This window comes from Streptomyces colonosanans, assembly GCF_001866645.1.
Classification (GTDB): domain Bacteria; phylum Actinomycetota; class Actinomycetes; order Streptomycetales; family Streptomycetaceae; genus Streptomyces; species Streptomyces colonosanans.
Window position 1 is genome coordinate 110,394 of sequence record NZ_MLYP01000002.1, and the last position, 20,157, is coordinate 130,550.

The window sequence follows — 20,157 nt, forward strand, 5'->3', positions numbered from 1 at the left end:
AGGAGATCCAGGCGAAGGGGCAGGCCGGGGCGAAGTATGAAGTCGACCTTGGCGGTGTCCCTTCCGGCGCTCCCGGGGGTGGTGGTCATGCAGCGGATTCCTCACGGACGGTGAGGAGCCGGTCCTCGTTCCGTCGGACGTAGGTGGCGAGATCGGCGTACTGCTCGCGCAGTTGCCGCTCAAGAACCCTGCAAGTGATGCCGACGGGCAGGCCATCCTCCTCCGGGACGGTCTCCAGCAGGCCGAACGCCGACGCGGACGTCGCCTCCGTCGCCCTCCAGGCGATCGCGGTGCCCGTGGGGGTGACACCGACCGCGTGGACGGCCGCGCGTGAGGTCACGACCGCCGAGTAGCAATGAATCATGGGGTCATGACAGTTGACGCTCTGACGGATGTCGCGGGTCTGCGGGTGGGGCACGCCGCACGGACCGGGGACGGCTGGCTCACCGGCACCACGGTCGTGCTCGCCCCGGAGGAAGGCGCGGTCGCCGCCGTGGATGTGCGCGGTGGCGGCCCCGGCACCAAGGAGACCGACGCGCTCGATCCGCGCAACCTCGTGCAGAAGGTCGAGGCGGTCGTCCTGACGGGCGGCAGCGCGTACGGACTCGACTCGGCGTCGGGCGTGATGGCCTGGCTGGAGGAGCGCGGACGCGGAGTGCGGGTCGGCCCCGACCCGGCGCACGTGGTGCCGGTCGTGCCCGCCGCCTGCGTCTTCGACCTGGGCCGCGGCGGCGACTTCAAGGCCCGTCCGGACGCGGCCCTCGGGCGGGCCGCGGTAGAGGCCGCCGCCGCGAGCGGGCCGGGTACGCCCGTTGCCGAGGGCTGTGTGGGCGCGGGCACGGGAGCGACGGTCGGCCGGATCAAGGGCGGGGTCGGCACCGCGAGCACGGTGCTCGCCTCGGGAATCACGGTCGGCGCCCTGGTCGTGGCCAACGCCGCGGGCTCGGCGGTGGATCCGGCAACGGGTTCCCTGTACGGGGAGTTGTTGCTCCAGGGCCGGGTCGAACACCCGGCGCACGAGGTGCACGAGGCCGCGCGGCGGCGGCTTGCGGAGTCCGCCGCCAAGGAACGCCGCCCCACGCTGAACACGACCCTCGCCGTCGTGGCGACCGACGCCGCCCTCACCAAGGCACAGGCGCAGAAGCTCGCGGGCACCGCGCACGACGGCATCGCGCGTGCCGTGCGGCCGGTGCATCTGCTCAACGACGGGGACACGGTGTTCGCGCTGGCGACCGGTGCGCGACCGCTGGACCCGGCCGATCCCCTCGCCCTCAACGAAGTGCTCGCGGCGGGCGCGGACCTCGTGACACGCGCGGTCGTACGGGCCGTGCGCGCCGCCGATTCGGTGGACGGGCCGGGCGGTACCTGGCCGTCGTACGAGGAGTTGTACGGAGAGCAGTAGGTACCGGAGCCGGGTGATTGTCCCGGTTCTGTCACATCGATCCGCTCACCGCGATGGGCGGGAACCCTTCGGCGCGGCGTTCGCTCTTTGTCCACGTACTCGAGCGGATCACCCACGCCACGACGACGATTTGGAGTAGCCCGTGACAACGCCGGACATGCGAGAGCGGCGTGTACTGGGGGCCTGTGCCGCCCTGATGATCGGCGCCCTGACCCTCACGGCCTGCGGCGGCAGCGCCAACGCCGACAACCACAAAGGCGGGAAGGACTCCGCCAAGACCTCCACCGCGAGGATCACCATCTCCGCGAAGGACGGTTCGACGGGCGCGTCGATCAACGCGACCGGGGTGAAGGTCAGCGACGGGAAGCTGACCGAGGTGAAGATGACGGTGGCCGGGGCGGGCACGGCCGTCGCAGGGGAGCTCTCCGCGGACGGGACGTCCTGGAAGCCGAAGGAGCGGTTGGAGCGGGGGACGAAGTACGAGATCAACGCCACCGCCAAGGACGCGGACGACCGCGTCGCGGCCGCCAACTCCATCTTCACCACGGTCACATCGGCCAACAGCTTCATCGGGACGTACACGCCCGACGACGGGACGACGGTCGGCGTCGGAATGCCGGTGTCCTTCACCTTCGACAAGGCGATCACCCATCAGAAGACCGTGCAGTCGCACATCACGGTGACCTCCAGCAGCGGGCAGCAGATCGAGGGGCACTGGTTCGGGGCGCAGCGACTGGACTTCCGGCCCGAGGAGTACTGGAAGGCCGGCTCCAAGGTCACGATGAAGATCAACCTGGACCGGGTGGAGGGCGCGAACGGCGTCTACGGCGTGCAGAAGAAGACCGTGACCTTCACGATCGGCCGCTCGCAGGTCTCCACGGTGGACGCGCACACGCAAACCATGACGGTCGTGCGGGACGGGCAGACCGTCAAGACGATCCCGGTGTCCACAGGCAGCCCCGAGCACACCACGTACAACGGGCAGATGGTGATCTCGGAGAAGTTCACGCAGACGCGCATGAACAGCCAGACCGTCGGCATGGGCGGCGAGTACGACATCTCCGACGTGCCGCACGCGATGCGCCTGACGGCCTCCGGCACCTTCATCCACGGCAACTACTGGTACAACCCGAGCAATCCGCCGTTCGGCCGCCAGGGCACCAGCCACGGCTGCGTGGGGATGGCGGATGTACAGGGCGGGCGGGGCTCCACCACGGCCAAGTGGTTCTACGACAGTTCGCTCACGGGGGACATCGTGATCGTCAAGAACTCCCCCGACAAGACCGTCGCCCCGGACAACGGCCTCAACGGCTGGAACATGCCGTGGAGCGCGTGGACCGCGGGAAGTGCCGTCTGAACCGGGCCGTATGGCGACTGATCGGGCCGCGCGGGAACGTCTCGCGCGGCCCGTCCGTTTTCCGACCGTACGTTTTCTCGGTTTCCGGACATGATGTCCGATCGAGGGGCTACGGTATGCACCCACAAGGTGACATGCAGCAACGCCGGGAGAAACCTTGAGCGTTCCGTACGAGACGGCAGCGTACGAGCCACCCGAGTCGCCCGAGTCTCCTGAGGAGCATCTCGCGCGACTCCTCGGCCGCGCCCTGAACTCCTTCGAGCTGCCCGACGAGACGATCGGGCAGCTCGACTGCGCACTGGTGTACGACAGTTCACTGCACTCCGCGCACCACAGCGCGGGGCTGTACCGGGAGACGTACCGGCACACCTGGCTGCTCACGGACGGCTCTGCGGTCACCCTGTGGGAGCTCGTCCACAACACGGCACCGGACGGCCTTCTGGAGCACGAGGTGTACGTGGACGAGGAGGAGCTGGGCGCCGCCACGGCCCGGCTCCCGCTGCCGCAGGACGCGCCCGACGTCGAACTGCCCGTCCTGGTACAGCTGTCACAGATCCCCGAACCGCGCCATGTGTACATGCCGGACGACTCCGCGGACCACGCGCGTCGGCTGCTGCGCCGGGCGGAGAACCCGGACCGGCCGGGTCCGGATCTGGCGACGTTACTGCTGCGCGCGGCCTTCGCGCACGAGATCACCCAGGCCTTCGGACGGCCATGGCGGGCCGGCCGGGCGGGGCTGTGCTTCTCGCTCTATGAGCACGCGTTCCTGCTGCGGGACGGCCGGGAGCTGTCCCTGTGGGAGGTCGAGCACACGGCGACGCCGGACGGACGGCACATGTGCGAGGTGTACGCCACCGAGGAGGCGGCACGGGAGGCGATGGAGCGGCGCGCAGCGACGCGTGGCCGAGGCGCCTGAGCGCCTCCGAGCGAAGGCCCCGACGCAGAAGATCCTGTGCCGCCTCACACGGCGGCGCCCGGCAGGGCTCGCGCGAAACGCGACCCGCCGGGCGCCATCAACCACCACCCCGGACACCGGCACCGTTCAGGAGACGAGCACCCGCTCCTCGGCCGCCTCCGTCCCCATGGCCGCCTCCGAGTCCTGCGTACCCTCCAGATGCTGCGCCGGCCGCTTCGGCAGGGCGAACATCAGCAGGAAGATCGCCACCAGCACGGCCGCAACCCAGCCCAGAGCGTGCTGGAAGGCGTGCACGAACGCCGGGCCCACCTGCTCAGGAGTCAGCCGGTCACCGATCTCGCCGAAGAAGACCACCGACACCAGCCCGAGGCCCAGTGCGTTGCCCATCTGCTGCACCGTATTGATCAGGCCCGACGCCGAACCGGAGTGCTCCGGCGGCACCTGGGACAGGACCGCGTCCGTCAGCGGAGCCACGATCAAACCCATGCCCACCCCCATGACCACCAGCGGCAGCGCCATCTGCCAGGGGGCGATGTCCAGGCCGTAGCGGTCGGACTCCGCGATGTAGAGGAGTACGCCCGCCGCCATCACCAGCGCGCCCGCCTGCAGCACCTTGCGGCCGAAGCGCGGGACCAGCTTCTGCACGGACATCCCGGCCGCCGTCGAGACCGCGAGCGAGAACGGCACCCCCGTCAGGCCGGCCCGCAGCGCGCTCCAGCCCAGCCCGACCTGCATGTACAGCGTCCAGACCAGGAAGAAGATACCGAGGCCGACCCCGAACACCGTCTGCACCGCAATGCCCGCAGCGAAGCTCTTCACCCGGAAGAGGGAAAGCTCGATGAGCGGGGACCCATCGCGCACCGCCTTCCTCTTCTCGTACGCCACCAGCACCGCGAAGACGACCAGCGCACCCGCCATCGACGCGTACCCCCACAGCGGCCAGCCCAGCTCGCGGCCTCGGGTCAGCGGGTAGAGCAGCATCAGCAGGCCGAGGGTGACCAGGGCGACACCTACGAGGTCCAGTCGCAGCGCCCGCGGGGCCTTCGACTCCGTGATGAAGCGCCGGCCCAGGACCAACGCCGCAACGCCGACCGGCAGGTTGATCAGGAAGATGGGCCGCCATTCCAGCCCGAACAGGTTCCACTCGGTGAGCAGTGCGCCGAGCAGCGGCCCGGAGACCGCCCCCAGCCCGACGATGGCGCCGAAGAGCCCGAAGACCTTGCCCCGCTCGTGCGCCGGGAAGGTGGCGTGCACGATCGCCAGCACCTGCGGCACCATCAGCGCGGCCATCGCGCCCTGCAGGATCCGCGAGGCGACGAGCATCTCCGGGTTCGCGGCGAAGCCGCACAGCGCCGAGGCGAGCGTGAACCCGGCCACGCCGAGGAGGAAGAGGTGCTTGCGGCCGTGGATGTCACCGAGACGGCCTCCGGTGATGAGCCCTGCGGCGAAGGCGAGCGCATAACCCGCGGTGATCCACTGGATCTGGCTGAACGACGCGCCCGCGTCCCGCTGGATCGACGGGATCGCGATGTTGACGATCGTGACGTCGACGAGGTCCATGAAGGCCGCGGTCATCACGATGGCGAGCGCGAACCAGCGACGACGGTCACCCGCGCCCGCGGTGGTACTGAGAGTGCTCTCGGTGGAGGTCATACCGCAAAGCTACGCGGCCATTAGGTCAGATCACGTCCTATTCCTGCGGCACCCTGGTAGGTATGACGACCGACACACCGGCGCGACTCCTGCAGCTCCTCTCCCTCCTCCAGACCCCGCGCGAGTGGCCCGGCGGCGAACTCGCCGAGCGACTCAGGGTCTCCCGGCGCACCGTCCGGCGGGACATCGACCGCCTGCGCGAGCTGGGCTACCCGGTGCAGGCCGCCAGGGGAGCCGACGGCGGATACCGGCTGGCCGCCGGGAAGGCCATGCCGCCGCTGGTGCTGGACGACGAGGAGGCGGTGGCGATCGCGGTGGGGCTGCGCGCCGGTGCCGGCCACGCGGTGGAGGGCGTGGACGAGGCGTCCGTACGGGCCCTGGCCAAGCTGGAGCAGGTGCTGCCGAACCGGCTGCGTCATCGCGTCGCCACCCTGCAGGCCGCCACCACGCCCCTGGCCAGCGGCGACGGGGCGAGCATCGCGCCGGAGACGCTCACCGTGATGGCCTCGGCGATCGCGGGCCACGAGCGGCTGCGCTTCGCCTACCTCTCCCACGACAAAACGCCGTCGCGGCGTCTCACGGAGCCGTACCGGCTGGTGTCGACCGGACGCCGCTGGTACCTGGTGGCCTTCGACCTCGATCGCGACGACTGGCGCACATTCCGGGTCGACCGGGTCAGTGAGCCGTTCGCGACGGGCGCGCGGTTCGCACCGCGGGAGCTGCCGGCGGGGGACGCGGCGGAGTATCTACGGCAGTCGATGCAGCGGCGGCAGGAGACGTACGAGTTCGAGGTGACCTTCGCCGCGCCCGCCGACCTCGTCGCGGCGCGTCTGCCCCGCTGGTTCGGTACACCCGAGCCGCTCGACGAGGACAACTGCCGGCTGTGCGGCACATCGAGCGACTCCGTGGAGTGGATGGCGGTGCGTCTCGCAATGGCCGACTGCGAGTTCACGGTGCACCGGCCATCCGAACTGGTCGCGTGCGTAAGGGACTTCGGGGCTCGGTTGAGCCGGGCGGCGGACACCCGGGGAGCGTGAGGAGAGCGGCTGCCCTACAGGAAGAGCCGGGCTTCAGCACCAAGGGGAAGGGCGCCGAAGCCCGGCTCGGGGAGAGTCCCGACGCCGGGGGGAGTGCGTCGGGACTCGGCTCTGGGGACTGCGACGCAGCACCACGTTCGCACGACGTGAGCGGCGCCGCCGGGCCGACGGGTAGGCCGTCGGCCCGCGGTCACCGGCCCTGTTGACGCCGAACACTCACGCCGCCGCGTCGAACCCGGTGTCCCGCGCCAGCTTCTTCAGCTCCAGCAGCGCGTGCTTCTCGATCTGGCGGATCCGCTCGCGGGTCAGGCCATGCTCCTTGCCGACCTCCGTCAGCGTGCGCTCCCGGCCGTCCTCGATGCCGTACCGCATCTTGATGATCGAGGCCGTGCGCTGGTCGAGCCGGCCGATGAGGTCGTCCAGCTCCTCGCTGCGCAACAGCGTGAGCACCGACTGCTCGGGCGACACCGCCGAGGTGTCCTCGAGCAGGTCGCCGAACTGCGTCTCACCCTCGTCGTCCACCGACATGTTCAGCGAGACCGGGTCACGGGCCCAGTCGAGCACGTCGATGACGCGCTCCGGGGTCGCGTCCAGCTCGGCCGCGATCTCGGCCGGCTCCGGCTCCCGCCCGTGCTCGCGGTTGAACTCCCGCTGGACGCGGCGGATCCGACCGAGCTCCTCGACCAGGTGGACGGGCAGCCGGATGGTCCGCGACTGGTCGGCGATGGACCGCGTGATGGCCTGGCGGATCCACCACGTCGCGTATGTCGAGAACTTGAAGCCCTTGCGGTAGTCGAACTTCTCGACCGCCCGCACCAGGCCTGCGTTGCCCTCCTGGATCAGGTCGAGCAGTGGAAGACCGCTGCGCGGATAGCGGCGCGCCACGGCGACGACGAGCCGGAGGTTCGAGCGGATGAAGACGTCCTTCGCCCGCTCCCCTTCGGCGACCAGGGCCTCCAGCTCCTCTCGGGTGGCATCGGCCTTGGCCTCTTCCACACCGCCGAGGATCTGCTGCGCGAACACCCCGGCCTCGATGACCTGGGACAGCTCGACCTCCCTCGCGGCATCGAGCAGCGGTGTACGCGCGATCTCGTCGAGATACATGCCGACCAGGTCGCGATCGGCGATCTCGCCGCCATGGGCGCGAACACTGTGTGCCGCGTCGACGGTCTCGCCTCCGGCGGACTTGCGACGGGCGACGGCACGGGTTGCCATGCGTGCTCCCTTGCGGTTGGGGTCCCCCCGCTCGAGCGAAGCCGAGAGTGGGGAAGGGCTGGCGATGGTCCTGCGACGCTGCGGCCACCTTTTCGGGTGCCCGGCATCTGATGGAAACAACGACTGGAATCCGGACAGAATTCCCAACCCGCCCCGCAACTTTTGCGATCATGCAGTATCCTGCACCGCCACAATGCGGCGCCGAGTACCGACGGAACGTAAAGAGGTGCAGGTCAGACCGGGAGTCGAAGGTGACCTCGAAGCCCTCACGGGCATCTACGACCACTACGTGCGCGAGACGCCCGTCACATTCGACACGGAGGCCTTCACGCCGGAAGAGCGACGTCCTTGGCTGCTCTCCCACCCTGAAGACGGCCCGCACCGGCCGATGGTTGCCACGGCCGCAGGCTCGCAGGCGACTACGAGGTACGTCACATCCGGCGCCTTCCGCGCGAAGCGGGCGCCGGGACCCCTACCCGAACTGCACCGACCGCTTCGCCAACCCCATCCAGAACCCGTCGATCACCGACCGCTGCGCACCCAGTTCCCCCGTCGCGTCCGCCGCGCCCATCGCCACGAAGAGCGGAGCGAAGTGTTCCGTGCGGGGGTGGGCGAGACGGCCCGCCGGGGATGTGCGGGTGAAGTCGAGGAGGGCGTCGACGTCACCGGCGCCCAGGGCGCGGCGGCCCCAGTCGTCGAACTCCGCCGACCAGCCCGGAACTCCCCCGCCCGTGTGACGCAGGGCCGCAAGGTTGTGGGTGAAGAAGCCGGAGCCGATGATCAGGACGCCTTCGTCGCGCAGCGGCGCCAGCCTGCGGCCGATCTCCATCAGCTTCACCGGGTCGAGGGTCGGCATGGAGATCTGCAGGACCGGGATGTCGGCCTCGGGGAACATCTCGACGAGCGGGACATACGCGCCGTGGTCCAGGCCGCGGTCCGGGAAGTCCTGTACGGGGATCCCCGGCGCGCGCAGCAACTTCCTCACGCTCTCGGCGAGTTGAGGGGCTCCAGGGGCGTCATAGGTCACCCGGTAGTAGTGCTCGGGGAAGCCCCAGAAGTCGTAGACCAGTGGAACCGTCCGCACCGCACCGAGGGCGAGAGGGGCCTCCTCCCAGTGGGCTGAGACCACGAGGATCGCCCGGGGTCGCGGCAGACCGGCGGACCAGGCCGCGAGCTGGCCGGGCCAGACCGGGTCGTCGGCCAGCGGGGGCGCGCCATGGCTCAAGTAGAGGGCGGGCATGCGCTCGGGCGCGGTGCGCCCATCGATGACGGCGGACACGGCGGCAGCCCCTTTCAGCTTTTCTTGAAGTCTCAAGCTCTATGTCAAGCAGCCTAACGCTCACTTGTTTAACTTTCAAGAAGAGGGCTCGTACAGTGGTGCACATGAAGACGGCATCCGCTGAGGACACACGCTGGCTCACCGACGAGGAGCAGCGCACCTGGCGTGCGTACATGCATGCCGTCACCCTCCTCGAGGACCATCTGGACCGCCAGCTGCAGCGTGACGCGGGCATGCCGCACGTGTACTACGGACTGCTCGTCCAACTCGCCGAGGCGCCGTGCCGGCGGCTGCGGATGACCGAGCTGGCCATGCGGGCGAAGATCACGCGCTCACGGCTCTCGCACGCCGTCGCCCGTCTGGAGAAGAACGGCTGGGTGCGACGCGAGGACTGCCCCTCCGACAAGCGCGGACAGCTCGCGGTCCTCACGGACGAGGGGTACGAAGTACTGGCACGCACCGCACCCGGCCATGTGGCGGCGGTACGCCAGGCCCTCTTCGACCGGCTCACCCCCGAGCAGCAGAAGTCGCTCGGCGAGATCATGACGATCCTCGCGGAGGGGCTGCAGCCGAAGGAGGCGGGGGCGGACCTGCCCTGGCTTCGCTGAGCCCCGGGCGGAGCCACACGGAAATGCCCCGGCGTCAGGTACGGGCCGGCGGCAGGGGTGCTCCCGCCGCTCACCCGACCGGCCCCACGCCGACCGAACGCCCCTGTTCACGCCGCCCCCGCCATCACTCCTTCCGCACCCGAGAACCCCTCGTTCGGTCCGCTCCAGCGAGCATCCCCGCCCGCCGCGCCACAGGGTGATCGCAAGGGTGCAGCCGGACACCGGTGGCTGCCGTGGAGCGAAGGGCACCGCATGCAGCCGTCCAGCCGCCGGATATGCCCGCGCCGCGTCGCCTCACTCGCCTCGGTCACCGTTCTGACGCTGGCGGTCGGCACCTCCGCCACCCGCGGGCATCTGACGCCGGATCCCGCGACGGGGGGCGCCATAGCCCAGGCACATTCCGCGGCACTCCGCCCCTGCATGATCCACGGCCATGTCGGCGTCCAGATGTCGGAGGGCATCCCGACCGTCTCCGGCTACGCCCGCTCCGCCGGCACCGTCCACGCCCTGACCCTCATGATCGACTTCTCCGACGCGCCCGGCCAGGGCCGTGCGCTCACCCGGTTCGCGGAGTTCTTCCCGCAGACCCGGAGGTGGTTCGCCACCAGCTCGTACGGCCGCCTCGACTACCGCCCGGAGACACCGATACGCCACTGGCTGCGAATGCCCAAGCCGTTCAGGTCCTACGGGATAGAACGCGGCGCCCCCTTCGACCCCGGCTACCGCGCACTGATCCGGGACATCGTGGCCGTCACCGGACCCAAGGTGGACTTCCGCCACTACGACCTGCTGAACGTCCTGGTCACCCCGAACGCGGGCCCCTCCGCCCTGGACACCGTCCTGTCGGTGACCTTCGCGGCCAACACCGAGGCACCGGACGCCGACGGCGTGCCGATCACGAACGCGTCCTTCATCTACGGCCGCCAGGACGACGGCTCCGGCTCTTACGCCATGACCGGCTACCGGGTCCTGCCGCACGAGAACGGCCATATCTTCGGCCTGCCCGACCTCTATACCCAGGAGGGCGGGGGCGCGGCCGGGCACTGGGACATCATGAGCGAGGACTGGGGCGCCGACAACGACCTTCTCGGCTGGCACAAATGGAAACTCGGCTGGCTCGACGACTCCCAGGTCAGCTGTGCGACCAGACGCGGCACCGCCGAGTACACCCTGACGCCGCTGGGTCGCGCCGGGGGCCGCAAGCTGGTCTTCGTGCCGATCGGCTCCACCGCCGGGTACGCCCTCGAACTACGCACCCAGGAAGGCAATGACGCGGTGGTGTGCCGGCCCGGCATCCTCATCTACAAGGTCGACGCGGACGTCGACACGGGCAACGGGCCCATCACGGTCTACGACTCCCAGCGCAACAGCGGCGGTTGCACCCGCAGCCCGAACGTCCAGGCCGAACTGTCCGACGCGCCGTTCGCCCCCGGGCAGACCTTCAAGGATCCGAAGAGGGGCATCGCCATCACCGTCACGGAAGCGGATCTCTCCGGCGACTACCGGGTTCATGTGACGCGACGGTGACGCGACGGAACGTCCGGCTCACCCCGCGCGTCCCCGGTCTCGGCTTCCCGCCGCCGGCCCGGACGATGCCGCCGGACATCGCGACCTCGCGGCGCCAACGAGATTGATTCGCCCAGCCGTTGGGAAGTGTCGTCAGCCTTCAGGTCACACGACGCTCTGCCCGGCGGTGTGGTCAACGGTCCGCATGGCCTATAGTTGATCACGAGCTGGTCGCCAGAACTCCTGGCACCCGGCCATGCGTTGGTGGTCCAAGGAAAGACGCCCCACTTCCTGTGGGGAGATGCAGGTGCAAGGCCTGCCCGGCGCTCGAACGGAACCCCATCCCGCGAACTGCGGGGTGGGGTTCTTGCGTTGCCCGCCAGAACGGCCGCTCCCTACCGGTCCAAGGCCGACTCGGACAGCACGACGGGAGGGGGCCACCGACGAATCGGTGGCCCCCTCCCGTCGTGCTGTCATCCGGCGGCCGCCCCGCTCGTCGAGACCTGCCCACCGTCGGTCCCGGTCTCGCCGAAGACTGACGGCAGTGCAGCAGCAGCTCACGCAGCGCCGCGCTCTTGGTCGGCGCGGAGATCAGGGCCAGGATCGCGGGCACGTCGGCATCGGTGATGGCCACGGCCCGCAGACCCTGATGCTGGGCGATCATGGACTCGGAGAGCACCGCGACCCCCAGTCCGCGCTCGGCGAGGTTGAGCACGCTGCCCGGGGCGCTCGCCTGCAGAGCGATGGTCGGGGTCACACCGCAGGCGGCGGAGGCTTGGTCGAGCACCGCACGGATACCAGTCCCCTCGGGCATACAGATGATCGGGTAGGCGCTGAGCTCGGCGAGAGTGACCCTGCCGCGTTCGGCCAGCGGATGACCGTCCGGCATCGCGGCGACGATCGGTTCGCTGATGATCTGCCAACCGTCCAGATCCTCCGGTGCCCGGCCGGCCGCACCGATCAGCGCCAGGTCGACGGCGCCCTCGCGGACGTACTCGACGAGCTTGCCGGAATCGTCCTCGATCAGACTGATCTCCACCCCGGGACGGGCGAGACGGAAACCGGACAGCGCGTCGAACAGCGGCGTGACGGTGCACGCTGTGACCATGCCCACGACGAGTTTGCCCCGGACGAGCCCGTTCATCTCGTCGACGGCGTGCTGCAGCGACTCCATCGCGGCGAGCACGGACTTCGCATGGCCGAACACCACCTCGCCGACCGCGGTCAGCGTGGCACTGCGGCCGGAGCGGTCGATGAGCGTTGCCCCCAGTTCACTTTCGAGCTGACGAATCTGGGCACTGATTCCGCAGCCGCTTCCCACGCTCGTCCGCGGTGATATCGCGCTGACCTCGACCCCTCCGAAGGACGGTGCGGGTGCCCGTGCGCAGGTGGTCCGGCGTCAGCCCGACGGCTGGCTGCGCATCATCGACCAGCCGGAATTCCGGCCGCCCACAAGCTGAGACAGGAAGGTCGGACCGGCGCCCCCGCACAACCGATGCCGACCTCACCAGACCCGCTACACTGTCCGGCGGTGGCCCAGACCTCACCGGCCTGCCCACCACAACCCTGTCGGCAGCAAGCCTGAAGCCCACCGCCCGCCCGGGCCGGTTTTTGGACACGTTTTCCGACAGATCCCCGCCTTCGTAGCTCAGGGGATAGAGCACCGCTCTCCTAAAGCGGGTGTCGCAGGTTCGAATCCTGCCGGGGGCACAGAGAAAAGGGCCAGCTCAGGAGGGATTTCCTCCCAGGCTGGCCCTTCGCCGTTTCAGGAGTCGTGCCACAGGCGTGCCACTACGGGCCCGCAGGGTCCTTCTCAGAGGGGTCGGAGGCCGCTCCCCCACCGCCCCGGATCATGGCCCCGAGCCGGTCGGCGATGGCCCGGTCCCGGTCGCTTGTCATGTACTGATAGATCAGTGCGGCGCGCGAGCTGCTGTGGCCCATCCGCGTCATCAGCTCCCAAGGACGGCGCCACGCTGGCGATGCTCTCGACACCCTGCTACTCGCGGTGGTCGCGACCCGGCACTGGCACAGCACCCGCCACCACGAACAGCAGGCCGACGCCGCCCGCCGAGCGGCCGAGCACCTGCGCGCCGCCTACCGGGTAGCAGCAGCCCAGCCGATCGCAGTGATCCACCAGCGGGGCCTGTACCTGACCGTCCCCCAACAGCACAGGCAGGCCACCGCCTTGCGCCAGACACTGCCTCCCGCGCTGGCCGAGCAGGTCCTGGCCGAGCCCGGCTGGCCCGCACTCGCCGCCACCCTCGCCGACGCCGAAGCTGCCGGTCGTGACCCAGTTGCCGTGCTCACCGAGGCGGCCGCCCGAAGGGAGCTGGGCACCGCCACGTCCGTCAGCGAAGTACTGGTGTGGCGCCTACACCACCTCGTGGACCTGCCACTGCAACCCGCCCCAGGGCAGCCGGCATCCGCTCCGCCCCCAGCCCGGTCAGCCCGACCCACCCAGCAGCACCGCACACGCTGAGCCCGAAACCCCATCGCCCGGGAAGTCCTCGGCAGCCTCGCCCCAACAGCACGCGCCCTTGCCTCGCGTCTGACCAGCACAACCTGACCCATGACGCCCTCCGGGGCCAACGTAGTTCGGCGTTGGCCCCGTTGGTATGCCGCCGCAGTCGGAGAGAAGGCTCCTGGGCTCGCGCCACGGGTGACGAACACGCCGAACACCGAAGCAGTTGTGCAAAATCTGCGACATAAACTAAAGTCAGGGCCGCACTGGAATGCTTCGATGCGTAGTCCGACCCTAGGAGTCGTCCGCATGAGTATGCCTTCGTCCTCGTGGACGACCGACGTGTTCGGCACGCAAGCAGCAGCTGTACGCCTCGGCGTCGGGCAGGGCCTTCGCAACATGCAGGCCAACGCACAGGCCGCACAGGAACAAGCCGCATCCCGCACCACCCGCACCTACGGCACCAGCCGGTATGAGAACCAGTACGAGCGGCTGCAGGACGAACTCAAGAAACTGCCCGGCGCCCGCGCGGTCAAGCCGTTCGAGTTCTCTTACGAGCTGATGCTCATCGGCAACGGGCTGCTCTACCCGTTCCGGTACTCCAAGACCAAGTCAGACGTACGCAGCGCGCGCATCCCCAGCCAGTCCCGGCTGGTGCAGGAGCTCTTCACCTTCGCACCGGCGCCGAAGCACACCCAGGACCCGTTCGACCTCGACTTCGGACCGGCCGTCCCGACCGCCGAACCGCGCGGCGCTCTGGCGACCGTCCCGCAGGGCACCCAGCTGATCCTGGTGCCCTTCGCATGCAACGCCTCCGAGCTCCTTGAGGCGTACTGGGGCAGCGCGGCGCTCGGGATGAACCGGCAGCTGGAATGGGCCACCGATCCCGAGCCGCTCCACCTGCCTCAGTCGGTCACCTCGCACACGCCGCGGCCGATCAGCATTCCGAACCAGGTCACGGCACACACCAGCTTCGCCGACGGAACCGAACCCACCCTTACGCTGTCCTCTCGTACCGCCTCGGACCAGGCCCTGCACGTGCCCGTGCAGACCGAGGCAGAACCCGTCGAGGACCAGACCAGCGAAGACGATGCGACCCATTAAGCAAGACCTCATTCCCGGTACGGAAGAACGAGGCGCCACGCCACGTGCCATTTCCGACGCCTTCGATCCCACCCGGCTGACACAAGCCCGTCGGCTGGCGGAGATGACGAAGAAGGACGTGGCGGTACAGCTCGGGGTGACGCCTGCCGCCGTGGGTCAGTACGAGACGGGGGTCTCGAAGCCACGACCTGACTTGATCCCCCGACTCGCAGGGATCCTCGGGGTCCCTGTGACGTTCTTCCTGCTGGGAAGGCCGGCCAATCGACTCGACGCGTCCATGGCGCATTTCCGAAGCCTGCGCAGCACACCGAAGTCCCAGCGAGAGCGTGCGCTCGCCTTCGCCGAGCAGGTCTGGGAGCTCACGTACGCGCTGGAACAGCGGATCCAGTTGCCTCTTGTCGACCTGCCGGGATTCGCCGGTGGCGAGGTCCACCCCGGCGAGGAGCTGTCCACCGACCCCGCGTCCGCCGCCCGTGAGCTGCGCAGGCGCTGGGGCCTCAACGACGGCCCTGTCACGCACCTGGTGAGGCGGATGGAATCTCACGGGATCGTGGTGGTCATGCCGCCTGCCAGAGATCCTTCCGCTGCGAGCGTGGACGCCTTCTCCACCCGGGCCGCGCGACCGCTCGTCGTTCTGACCGCCAACCGGGCCGACGACATCTACCGGCACCGGTTCACGGCTGCCCATGAACTGGGCCACCTTGTGCTTCACGGCGATGCCACCGGTGACAGCCGCCAGGAAAAGGAGGCCGACGCCTTCGCGGCCGAGTTCCTGACCCCTCAGGACAGCATCCTGCCGCTCCTGCCGCGGCGAATGGATTTTGCACGGCTGGCCGAGCTCAGAGGGGTCTGGGGAGTCTCCCTCCACTCACTCGTCTACCGCTGCCGCGAGCTGGGGCTGATCTCCGACGCCACCGCCAGCAGGACGTATCAACGCCTACGCGCTCTCGACGGCCAGCCCGGCTTCACCGCGGAATCGGTCTCGAACTTTCCCGGTGAACAGCCTTCGCTGCTCGGACAAGCCTTCGACCTGGCTGCCAAGGAAGCGGGCCTCTCGGTTCCCCAACTGGCACATGAACTGGCCTGGACAGGCGCGAGGGTGCGGGACTTGCTGGGCGTCCAGGAACAGAGGCCGGTGCTCCGCCTGGTCCAGTAGCGGTCGCCACTCGGCCTCGGGGGCTGCGGGCGAGGTTCTGCTGCCCGGCACTCCGCTGCGGCCCTCCAACATTGGAACGCTGCTATGCCGGCAGCGCATGGGCACGCCGCCAGGGCCGACACATCTCAGTGCCGGCCCCGGTGGTGTGTTGATGTGCTCGAAGGCTCAGAGCGTTGCCTCGCCTCCGAGGCTTCCGGTACTGATGGCGCCCCGCAGGACGCGGGCGATCTCCTCGGGCTTGAGGTCGATGCCGTCGAGCCCCTCCACGGTCAGCGGGATCTCCTCCAGCGCGTATTGACCCCGGCCCTCGGCGCTGAACTCGGGACCGGTGCGGTCGTCGAAGGACCAGGTCGCGATGCGGGCGAGGTAGAAGAGCTGACGCTCGTCGTCGGACTCCATCGTGTGGAGGAGGCGGATGATGTCGGCCTTCCCCGCGATCTCCTCGTGGATCTCGCGGTGGAGGGCGGCCTCCCGGGACTCGTCGCTGGCTTCAACGCCGCCGCCAGGCAGTACCCAGTACTCGGGGATGTCGGACTTGGTGCGGCGAATGACCAGCATCGTGTCTTCAGCGGTGACGAGAACGGCGCGGACTCGTTCGATCATGTCGGTCTGTCTCCTTGCTTGTTGGCGGTCTCAGTGCAGCAGCCAGCCGCCGTCGACGTGGACGGATTGCCCAGTGATGAACGAGGCGGAGGGGCCCACGAGGAACGTCACCAGGGCCGCGACGTCTTCGGGCCGGCCACGGCGAGGGACGCACTGGCGTTGGATCTGGTCCTCCGGGCGCGCACGGTGCTGGGCGGGGATCCCGTTCTCGGCCTCGACCTGGATGGCGCCGGGCATGACCGTGTTGACGCAGATCCCGTACGGGCCCAGTTCGCGGGCGAGGGAGCGGGTCAGGCCCAGCAGCCCGGCCTTCGCGGTGCTGTACGCGACGAGGTTCGTCCGGCCGGCGCGGGCGTTGACGCTGCCGATGTTCACGATCCGGCCCCACCGGCGTTCGACCATGCCGGGGGTCACCGCGTGGCAGGTGCGGTAGTGGGCGGTGAGGTTCACGTCGAGGGAGTAGTTCCAGGCGGCCTCGTCGGTGTCTCGCCAGGGGACGCGGGGGTAGGAGCCGGCGTTGTTCACCAGGATGTCGATGGGGCCGATCTCGGCGCGGACGAGGTCGACCATGGTCTGGACGGCGCCGGGGTCGGTCAGGTCGGCGTTCGCTTCGATGCCGGGGCTGCCGTCGCGCTTGAGCGCTGCGAGGAGGATGTGGGCGTCGGAGTCCTGGCCAAGGTGGTTGACCGCGACGGTCGCGCCGGCGGTGGCGAGTGCCCGTCCGATCTCGGCACCGATGCCGGTGGCCCCGCCGGTGACGAGGGCGTTGCGGCCCTGGAGCGGGCGGGCAAGGAGAGGGGGCTCAAGCAGGGGCAGGGACATCGCTGGTCCGTTCGCCAGAGTGGGGGTGAGGGGCCGGTGTGGTGGTGAACAAGGTGTCGGTCGTCGTGAGCGGGTCCTGGCTCTCGGCGAGCTTGATCAGTACGAGCAGAAGGTCGTCTCCGGTCAGCCGGGAGGCAGGGATGACTCCGAGGATGCGCAGGGCGAGGAAGGCGTGGATCTCCTTCAGGCCGCTGCCGTCCTCCCCCCAAAGACCGTCCAGGGCCCGTGTGATGGCCGCAGTGCGGCCGGGGCCGACGTTCCAGGAGTACCGGACGTCGATGTGCCGACTGCCCTGGTGCAGTTCCAGGTGCTCGATGCGCGGGTGGGTCAGGGGCGGCAAGGCAAGGCGGAGGGTGCGGGCGTACACGTCGGGCTGGTAGCGGGGAACGAGCCAGCCGCCCAGGGCCATCAGGTACCAGAGCAGGTTGGCGGCCTCGCCCGCCGCGGTGTTGCGGCCGGCGAATTCGAAGTCGAGCCAGCACAGCGGGTCGGCGATGTTGGGTTCCGTGGGGTCGCCTTGCGTCAGACCGGCCAGCCAGCTGCGGTCGGGGGCCAGGAAGTGGCGGAGGCTGTCGATGATGTCGGCGACGTTCAGCGTCAGCTGCCGGCCGTTGGCGGTAAGGGTGAAGTCGGCCAGCTCCCGGAGGGTGAGGGTCGTATCGGTGTGGGGCAGGGCGATCGGCAGGTCACAGCGGAGGTACCAGCGGTCCAGGCGGCCGCCCAGGCGAATCCGGTCGAGGTACAGGTCCGGAACGCACTCGGCCAGCGGCACGTTCTTCCCGGTCTCCTCGGCCGCCGCCCGCAGGTCAGCGCAGACGCCGTCCACGAGGCGGTCCAAGCGGGACTGCACGGCCGGATCGCGGTCGGCGAGGGCGATCACGTCGCCCATCAGCAGCTCGCACCGGCCGGTGGCGAAGACGTCCTCGTAGGCGAGGAGCTGCCTATCCGGTAACGCGATCTGCCCGTGAAGGGCCGGAACCGCGATGCGGGAGGCGAGCCGTGCCCATCCCTTCGCCTCGACCTCGGCCTGCTCGCGGGTCGCCACCGGCTTGTGGAAGGCGCCCGCTGTCGCCGGGGCCCGCCGGGCGCTCGCGCTCACCGCGTCTCCCCGGGGAGGGTGTCCAGCCAAGTCTGGAGAACGAGGCGTGCGAGCGCTTCGGCGGCGGGCCGCTCGGTGCGGGCGGTGGTGACCACGCTCGTGTCCTGCCGTTTGGCGTCGAGGAGGACGGTGAGGGCGTCGCTGTCGGAGGGGCACTCGATGCCGCTGAAGCGGAGCTGAATTTTCGCAAGCAGCGCGGTGACCTTGTAGAGGTCGCGGAGGTCGGGTGCTCCCTTGAGGAGCTGGCGGCGGATCTCGATGGCGGCCTGGATGCCGTCGCGCAGGCTCACGGCGATGTCGGTGGCTGCGTCCGGGGTGGGCAGGGCCAAGCCGGGGGAGGACCACAGTGGGACCAGCGCCCCGCTGCCGATCAGCGCCAGGACGTGGAGGAGGCGGGAGGTCACGGCACCGGCCCGGCACTCGGCTCGGGTCAGTACGGTCAGACCGAGTTTGACCCCGCCGAGTTCGGCCTCCAATTCCGCAAGGACCTGGCGCATCTCGTCGAGGGAGGAGGCGTCAGCCACGACCAAGACGTCGAGGTCGCTCCAGCCGTGCTGGTACTTGCCTCGGGCGCCACTGCCGGTGACGGCCAGCAAGTCGATCAGCGGACGCAGGCCGGTGGTGCGGTCGAGGAACTCGGCCAGGTAGGACTCCAGGTGTACGGGGAGTCCAAGCGCGTTGACCGGCATGGTGCTGGGCTGATGCTCCGGCCAGCGGCGGTCGAGCACGATGCGGTCCAGCCGGCGTTCCAGTTCCAGCCGCGGCCCGTCGTTACCGATGGCCTCGTGGGCGATGGAGGCGATCTTGTCCGCGCCCCGTCCGCTCTTGACGATGTCGCGGTCGGCGACGTCCTGGGCCCCGGCGGTGCTCCGGCGTGCGCGGGTGGTCTCGGAGGCGTCCAGGTAGGCGATGGTGAGCTGGGATCCGAGCATCCGGGCGAGTTCGGCGGTCGAGTCGAAGTCGTGCAGCGACTCGATGCTGACGGAGTCGAGGAAGTGGTGCGCCTGGCAGAACCGGTCCAGCGCGTCCACGATCAGTTCGGCCTGCACGATCGGGCCCACTCGGTACGGATCGGGAATGACCGCCCGCCCGGCCGCGTCCTCGATGAGATACCCGATCTTGAGTCGGGCGTGGCCGTGGTGCGTACGCAGGTACTCGCCGGCCGTGCTCTTGCCGCTCTCCGACATGCCGCCCAGCGCGGTGACGTGTACGCCTGCCAGGGCCCGGCTGGGCACGTTCGGGTGCAGGGGCGCCAGGAGCCGGCGCACCTCGTCCTGGATGGTGATGGTCGGCCGGTCTCCGATACGGATCGACATCGGGAAGCGGCCCTCGGCGACGAGCCGGTTGATCTGCTCGTGCAGGTGGCGCTGGTACGCCGCATAGGTATCGGTGACGGTCACCTCATGGGCCAGGCTTCGGCGTGCGCCTTCCTCGGGGTCGTCGCAGTGCAGGAGGACGAGGGCGCATTCGTCCTCCTCGGCGGCCCGCAGGTCGGCCTCGTACGGGGCCAGCAGGAGCCGAACCCTGTCCGCGGCGTGTGTGGTGCCCAGGTTCTCCCGTACGGCGACCGTCGCGGCCACGGTCGCCTCCAGCATGGGGATGCCCCGGTCCAGCAGGCGCACCGGCGCGGAGAAGGGGTGACGGGAGCGTTCCAGGTAGGAGGTGGCGAGAACATCGGCGACCTCCTCGACCGGGCCGGTCTCGAACCACCAGCGGGCCATGCCGTCGGCCTTGATGGTGGCCCAGCGCGGGTCGTAGCGATCGAGCGGGCCCGCTGAGGTCGCGGCCGGGCCCATGCGCCGGGCGAGGATCCCGATCTGCTTGGTCTTCCCGGTGTTGTCGGGGCCGCTGAACGCGACCGACACGGGGAGGGGGTGCATGTCGCTGCTGTACTGGCTGGACATCGGTTTTCCCTTCGCTGGTGATGCGGAGCGTGTGT

The 20,157-nt window shown here is 69.6% G+C and carries 18 protein-coding genes, 1 tRNA gene and 4 pseudogenes; 13 read left to right on the forward strand and 10 right to left on the reverse strand.

Annotated elements, in window-relative coordinates:
* Window positions 1-85: 85 nt before the first annotated feature.
* Window positions 86-364 carry a hypothetical protein gene (locus BIV24_RS00595; protein ID WP_071364085.1) on the reverse strand — a complete coding sequence of 93 codons (279 nt, stop codon included), beginning with the start codon at window positions 362-364 and terminating at the stop codon, window positions 86-88.
* A gap of 6 nt (window positions 365-370) precedes the next feature.
* Between BIV24_RS00595 and BIV24_RS00600 the strand changes: the two genes are divergently transcribed.
* The 3 genes from BIV24_RS00600 (at window position 371) to BIV24_RS00610 (ending at window position 3,675) form a co-directional block, all read left to right on the forward strand.
* A complete protein-coding gene (locus BIV24_RS00600; RefSeq protein WP_071364086.1) occupies window positions 371-1,402 on the forward strand; it encodes a P1 family peptidase in 1,032 nt (343 codons plus the stop codon).
* A 196-nt stretch (window positions 1,403-1,598) separates the two neighbouring features.
* The gene (locus BIV24_RS00605) at window positions 1,599-2,759 is read left to right on the forward strand and encodes a L,D-transpeptidase (protein ID WP_071364146.1); all 1,161 of its coding nucleotides are present in this window, start codon (window positions 1,599-1,601) and stop codon (window positions 2,757-2,759) included.
* 157 nt (window positions 2,760-2,916) lie between these two features.
* Window positions 2,917-3,675, forward strand: a complete 759-nt coding sequence (locus BIV24_RS00610; RefSeq protein ID WP_071364087.1) for a DUF6227 family protein — start codon at window positions 2,917-2,919, stop codon at window positions 3,673-3,675.
* A 126-nt stretch (window positions 3,676-3,801) separates the two neighbouring features.
* Here the strand turns inward: BIV24_RS00610 and BIV24_RS00615 are convergent, their stop codons facing one another.
* Window positions 3,802-5,328 (reverse strand): MFS transporter, encoded by a 1,527-nt coding sequence (locus BIV24_RS00615; RefSeq protein WP_071364088.1) that lies wholly within the window; start codon window positions 5,326-5,328, stop codon window positions 3,802-3,804.
* Between the two features lie 62 nt (window positions 5,329-5,390).
* Here BIV24_RS00615 and BIV24_RS00620 point away from each other — a divergent pair, with 62 nt between their 5' ends.
* On the forward strand, window positions 5,391-6,365 hold the full coding sequence (locus BIV24_RS00620; protein WP_071364089.1) for a helix-turn-helix transcriptional regulator: 975 nt from the start codon (window positions 5,391-5,393) through the stop codon (window positions 6,363-6,365).
* Window positions 6,366-6,581: 216 nt separating this feature from the next.
* Here BIV24_RS00620 and BIV24_RS00625 read toward each other — a convergent pair whose 3' ends face one another.
* Complete coding sequence (locus BIV24_RS00625; protein WP_071364090.1) at window positions 6,582-7,580, reverse strand: sigma-70 family RNA polymerase sigma factor; 999 nt, start codon at window positions 7,578-7,580, stop codon at window positions 6,582-6,584.
* A 193-nt stretch (window positions 7,581-7,773) separates the two neighbouring features.
* On the opposite strand from BIV24_RS00625, the pseudogene BIV24_RS34915 reads away from it, so the two are divergent.
* Window positions 7,774-8,043 (forward strand): annotated as a pseudogene (locus BIV24_RS34915) (N-acetyltransferase family protein); the annotation flags it as partial.
* A gap of 9 nt (window positions 8,044-8,052) precedes the next feature.
* Here BIV24_RS34915 and BIV24_RS00630 read toward each other — a convergent pair.
* A complete protein-coding gene (locus BIV24_RS00630; protein WP_071364147.1) occupies window positions 8,053-8,820 on the reverse strand; it encodes a dioxygenase family protein in 768 nt (255 codons plus the stop codon).
* 143 nt (window positions 8,821-8,963) lie between these two features.
* Here BIV24_RS00630 and BIV24_RS00635 point away from each other — a divergent pair, with 143 nt between their 5' ends.
* Window positions 8,964-9,467 (forward strand): MarR family winged helix-turn-helix transcriptional regulator, encoded by a 504-nt coding sequence (locus BIV24_RS00635; protein ID WP_071364091.1) that lies wholly within the window; start codon window positions 8,964-8,966, stop codon window positions 9,465-9,467.
* 252 nt (window positions 9,468-9,719) lie between these two features.
* Entirely contained in the window at window positions 9,720-10,994 is a 1,275-nt protein-coding gene (locus tag BIV24_RS00640) for a M6 family metalloprotease domain-containing protein (RefSeq protein WP_071364092.1), read from the forward strand.
* A 199-nt stretch (window positions 10,995-11,193) separates the two neighbouring features.
* Here BIV24_RS00640 and BIV24_RS00645 read toward each other — a convergent pair whose 3' ends face one another.
* Window positions 11,194-12,294, reverse strand: a complete 1,101-nt coding sequence (locus tag BIV24_RS00645) for a LysR family transcriptional regulator (RefSeq protein ID WP_425442495.1) — start codon at window positions 12,292-12,294, stop codon at window positions 11,194-11,196.
* On the opposite strand from BIV24_RS00645, the pseudogene BIV24_RS34920 reads away from it, so the two are divergent.
* Both BIV24_RS34920 and BIV24_RS00650 read left to right on the forward strand, forming a co-directional pair.
* A pseudogene (locus BIV24_RS34920) lies at window positions 12,281-12,433 on the forward strand (DUF4440 domain-containing protein); the annotation flags it as partial. The gene BIV24_RS00645 and the pseudogene BIV24_RS34920 sit on opposite strands and share 14 nt — an antisense overlap.
* A gap of 177 nt (window positions 12,434-12,610) precedes the next feature.
* Window positions 12,611-12,683 (forward strand) — tRNA-Arg (locus BIV24_RS00650).
* A gap of 81 nt (window positions 12,684-12,764) precedes the next feature.
* Here the strand turns inward: BIV24_RS00650 and BIV24_RS36640 are convergent.
* Window positions 12,765-12,932 (reverse strand): annotated as a pseudogene (locus BIV24_RS36640) (site-specific integrase); the annotation flags it as partial.
* A gap of 46 nt (window positions 12,933-12,978) precedes the next feature.
* Between BIV24_RS36640 and BIV24_RS00660 the strand changes: the two are divergent.
* The 4 genes and pseudogenes from BIV24_RS00660 (at window position 12,979) to BIV24_RS00670 (ending at window position 15,694) form a co-directional block, all read left to right on the forward strand.
* A complete protein-coding gene (locus BIV24_RS00660; RefSeq protein WP_071364094.1) occupies window positions 12,979-13,452 on the forward strand; it encodes a hypothetical protein in 474 nt (157 codons plus the stop codon).
* A 291-nt stretch (window positions 13,453-13,743) separates the two neighbouring features.
* Window positions 13,744-14,538, forward strand: a complete 795-nt coding sequence (locus BIV24_RS00665; RefSeq protein ID WP_071364095.1) for a hypothetical protein — start codon at window positions 13,744-13,746, stop codon at window positions 14,536-14,538.
* Window positions 14,525-14,767, forward strand: a pseudogene (locus BIV24_RS35910) (helix-turn-helix domain-containing protein); the annotation flags it as partial. The gene BIV24_RS00665 and the pseudogene BIV24_RS35910, both read left to right, overlap by 14 nt.
* A 48-nt stretch (window positions 14,768-14,815) precedes the next feature.
* Window positions 14,816-15,694 carry an ImmA/IrrE family metallo-endopeptidase gene (locus BIV24_RS00670; RefSeq protein ID WP_245766633.1) on the forward strand — a complete coding sequence of 293 codons (879 nt, stop codon included), beginning with the start codon at window positions 14,816-14,818 and terminating at the stop codon, window positions 15,692-15,694.
* A 165-nt stretch (window positions 15,695-15,859) separates the two neighbouring features.
* Here BIV24_RS00670 and BIV24_RS00675 read toward each other — a convergent pair whose 3' ends face one another.
* Genes BIV24_RS00675 through BIV24_RS00690 form a run of 4 tightly spaced genes read right to left on the reverse strand, consistent with a single transcriptional unit; the run spans window position 15,860 to window position 20,122 of the window.
* Entirely contained in the window at window positions 15,860-16,297 is a 438-nt protein-coding gene (locus BIV24_RS00675; protein ID WP_071364096.1) for an NUDIX hydrolase, read from the reverse strand.
* Between the two features lie 30 nt (window positions 16,298-16,327).
* Window positions 16,328-17,119 (reverse strand): SDR family NAD(P)-dependent oxidoreductase, encoded by a 792-nt coding sequence (locus BIV24_RS00680; RefSeq protein WP_071364097.1) that lies wholly within the window; start codon window positions 17,117-17,119, stop codon window positions 16,328-16,330.
* A complete protein-coding gene (locus tag BIV24_RS00685; protein WP_071364098.1) occupies window positions 17,100-18,218 on the reverse strand; it encodes a hypothetical protein in 1,119 nt (372 codons plus the stop codon). The genes BIV24_RS00680 and BIV24_RS00685 overlap by 20 nt, the downstream gene beginning before the upstream one ends.
* Window positions 18,215-20,122, reverse strand: coding sequence for a nucleotidyltransferase domain-containing protein (locus BIV24_RS00690; RefSeq protein WP_071364099.1), 1,908 nt, complete (start codon window positions 20,120-20,122; stop codon window positions 18,215-18,217). The genes BIV24_RS00685 and BIV24_RS00690 overlap by 4 nt, the downstream gene beginning before the upstream one ends.
* Window positions 20,123-20,157 lie beyond the last annotated feature (35 nt).

Excerpts from the sequence above, each read along its gene's own strand:
- BIV24_RS00595 (WP_071364085.1), bottom strand. The coding sequence starts at position 364 with ATGATTCATTGCTACTCGGCGGTCGTGACCTCACGCGCGGCCGTCCAC.
- BIV24_RS00600 (WP_071364086.1), top strand. The coding sequence starts at position 371 with ATGACAGTTGACGCTCTGACGGATGTCGCGGGTCTGCGGGTGGGGCAC.
- BIV24_RS00605 (WP_071364146.1), top strand. The coding sequence starts at position 1,599 with ATGATCGGCGCCCTGACCCTCACGGCCTGCGGCGGCAGCGCCAACGCC.
- BIV24_RS00615 (WP_071364088.1), bottom strand. The coding sequence starts at position 5,328 with ATGACCTCCACCGAGAGCACTCTCAGTACCACCGCGGGCGCGGGTGAC.
- BIV24_RS00620 (WP_071364089.1), top strand. The coding sequence starts at position 5,391 with ATGACGACCGACACACCGGCGCGACTCCTGCAGCTCCTCTCCCTCCTC.
- BIV24_RS00625 (WP_071364090.1), bottom strand. The coding sequence starts at position 7,580 with ATGGCAACCCGTGCCGTCGCCCGTCGCAAGTCCGCCGGAGGCGAGACC.
- BIV24_RS00630 (WP_071364147.1), bottom strand. The coding sequence starts at position 8,820 with ATGCCCGCCCTCTACTTGAGCCATGGCGCGCCCCCGCTGGCCGACGAC.
- BIV24_RS00635 (WP_071364091.1), top strand. The coding sequence starts at position 8,964 with ATGAAGACGGCATCCGCTGAGGACACACGCTGGCTCACCGACGAGGAG.
- BIV24_RS00640 (WP_071364092.1), top strand. The coding sequence starts at position 9,720 with ATGCAGCCGTCCAGCCGCCGGATATGCCCGCGCCGCGTCGCCTCACTC.
- BIV24_RS00665 (WP_071364095.1), top strand. The coding sequence starts at position 13,744 with ATGAGTATGCCTTCGTCCTCGTGGACGACCGACGTGTTCGGCACGCAA.
- BIV24_RS00670 (WP_245766633.1), top strand. The coding sequence starts at position 14,816 with ATGGCGCATTTCCGAAGCCTGCGCAGCACACCGAAGTCCCAGCGAGAG.
- BIV24_RS00675 (WP_071364096.1), bottom strand. The coding sequence starts at position 16,297 with ATGATCGAACGAGTCCGCGCCGTTCTCGTCACCGCTGAAGACACGATG.
- BIV24_RS00680 (WP_071364097.1), bottom strand. The coding sequence starts at position 17,119 with ATGTCCCTGCCCCTGCTTGAGCCCCCTCTCCTTGCCCGCCCGCTCCAG.
- BIV24_RS00690 (WP_071364099.1), bottom strand. The coding sequence starts at position 20,122 with ATGTCCAGCCAGTACAGCAGCGACATGCACCCCCTCCCCGTGTCGGTC.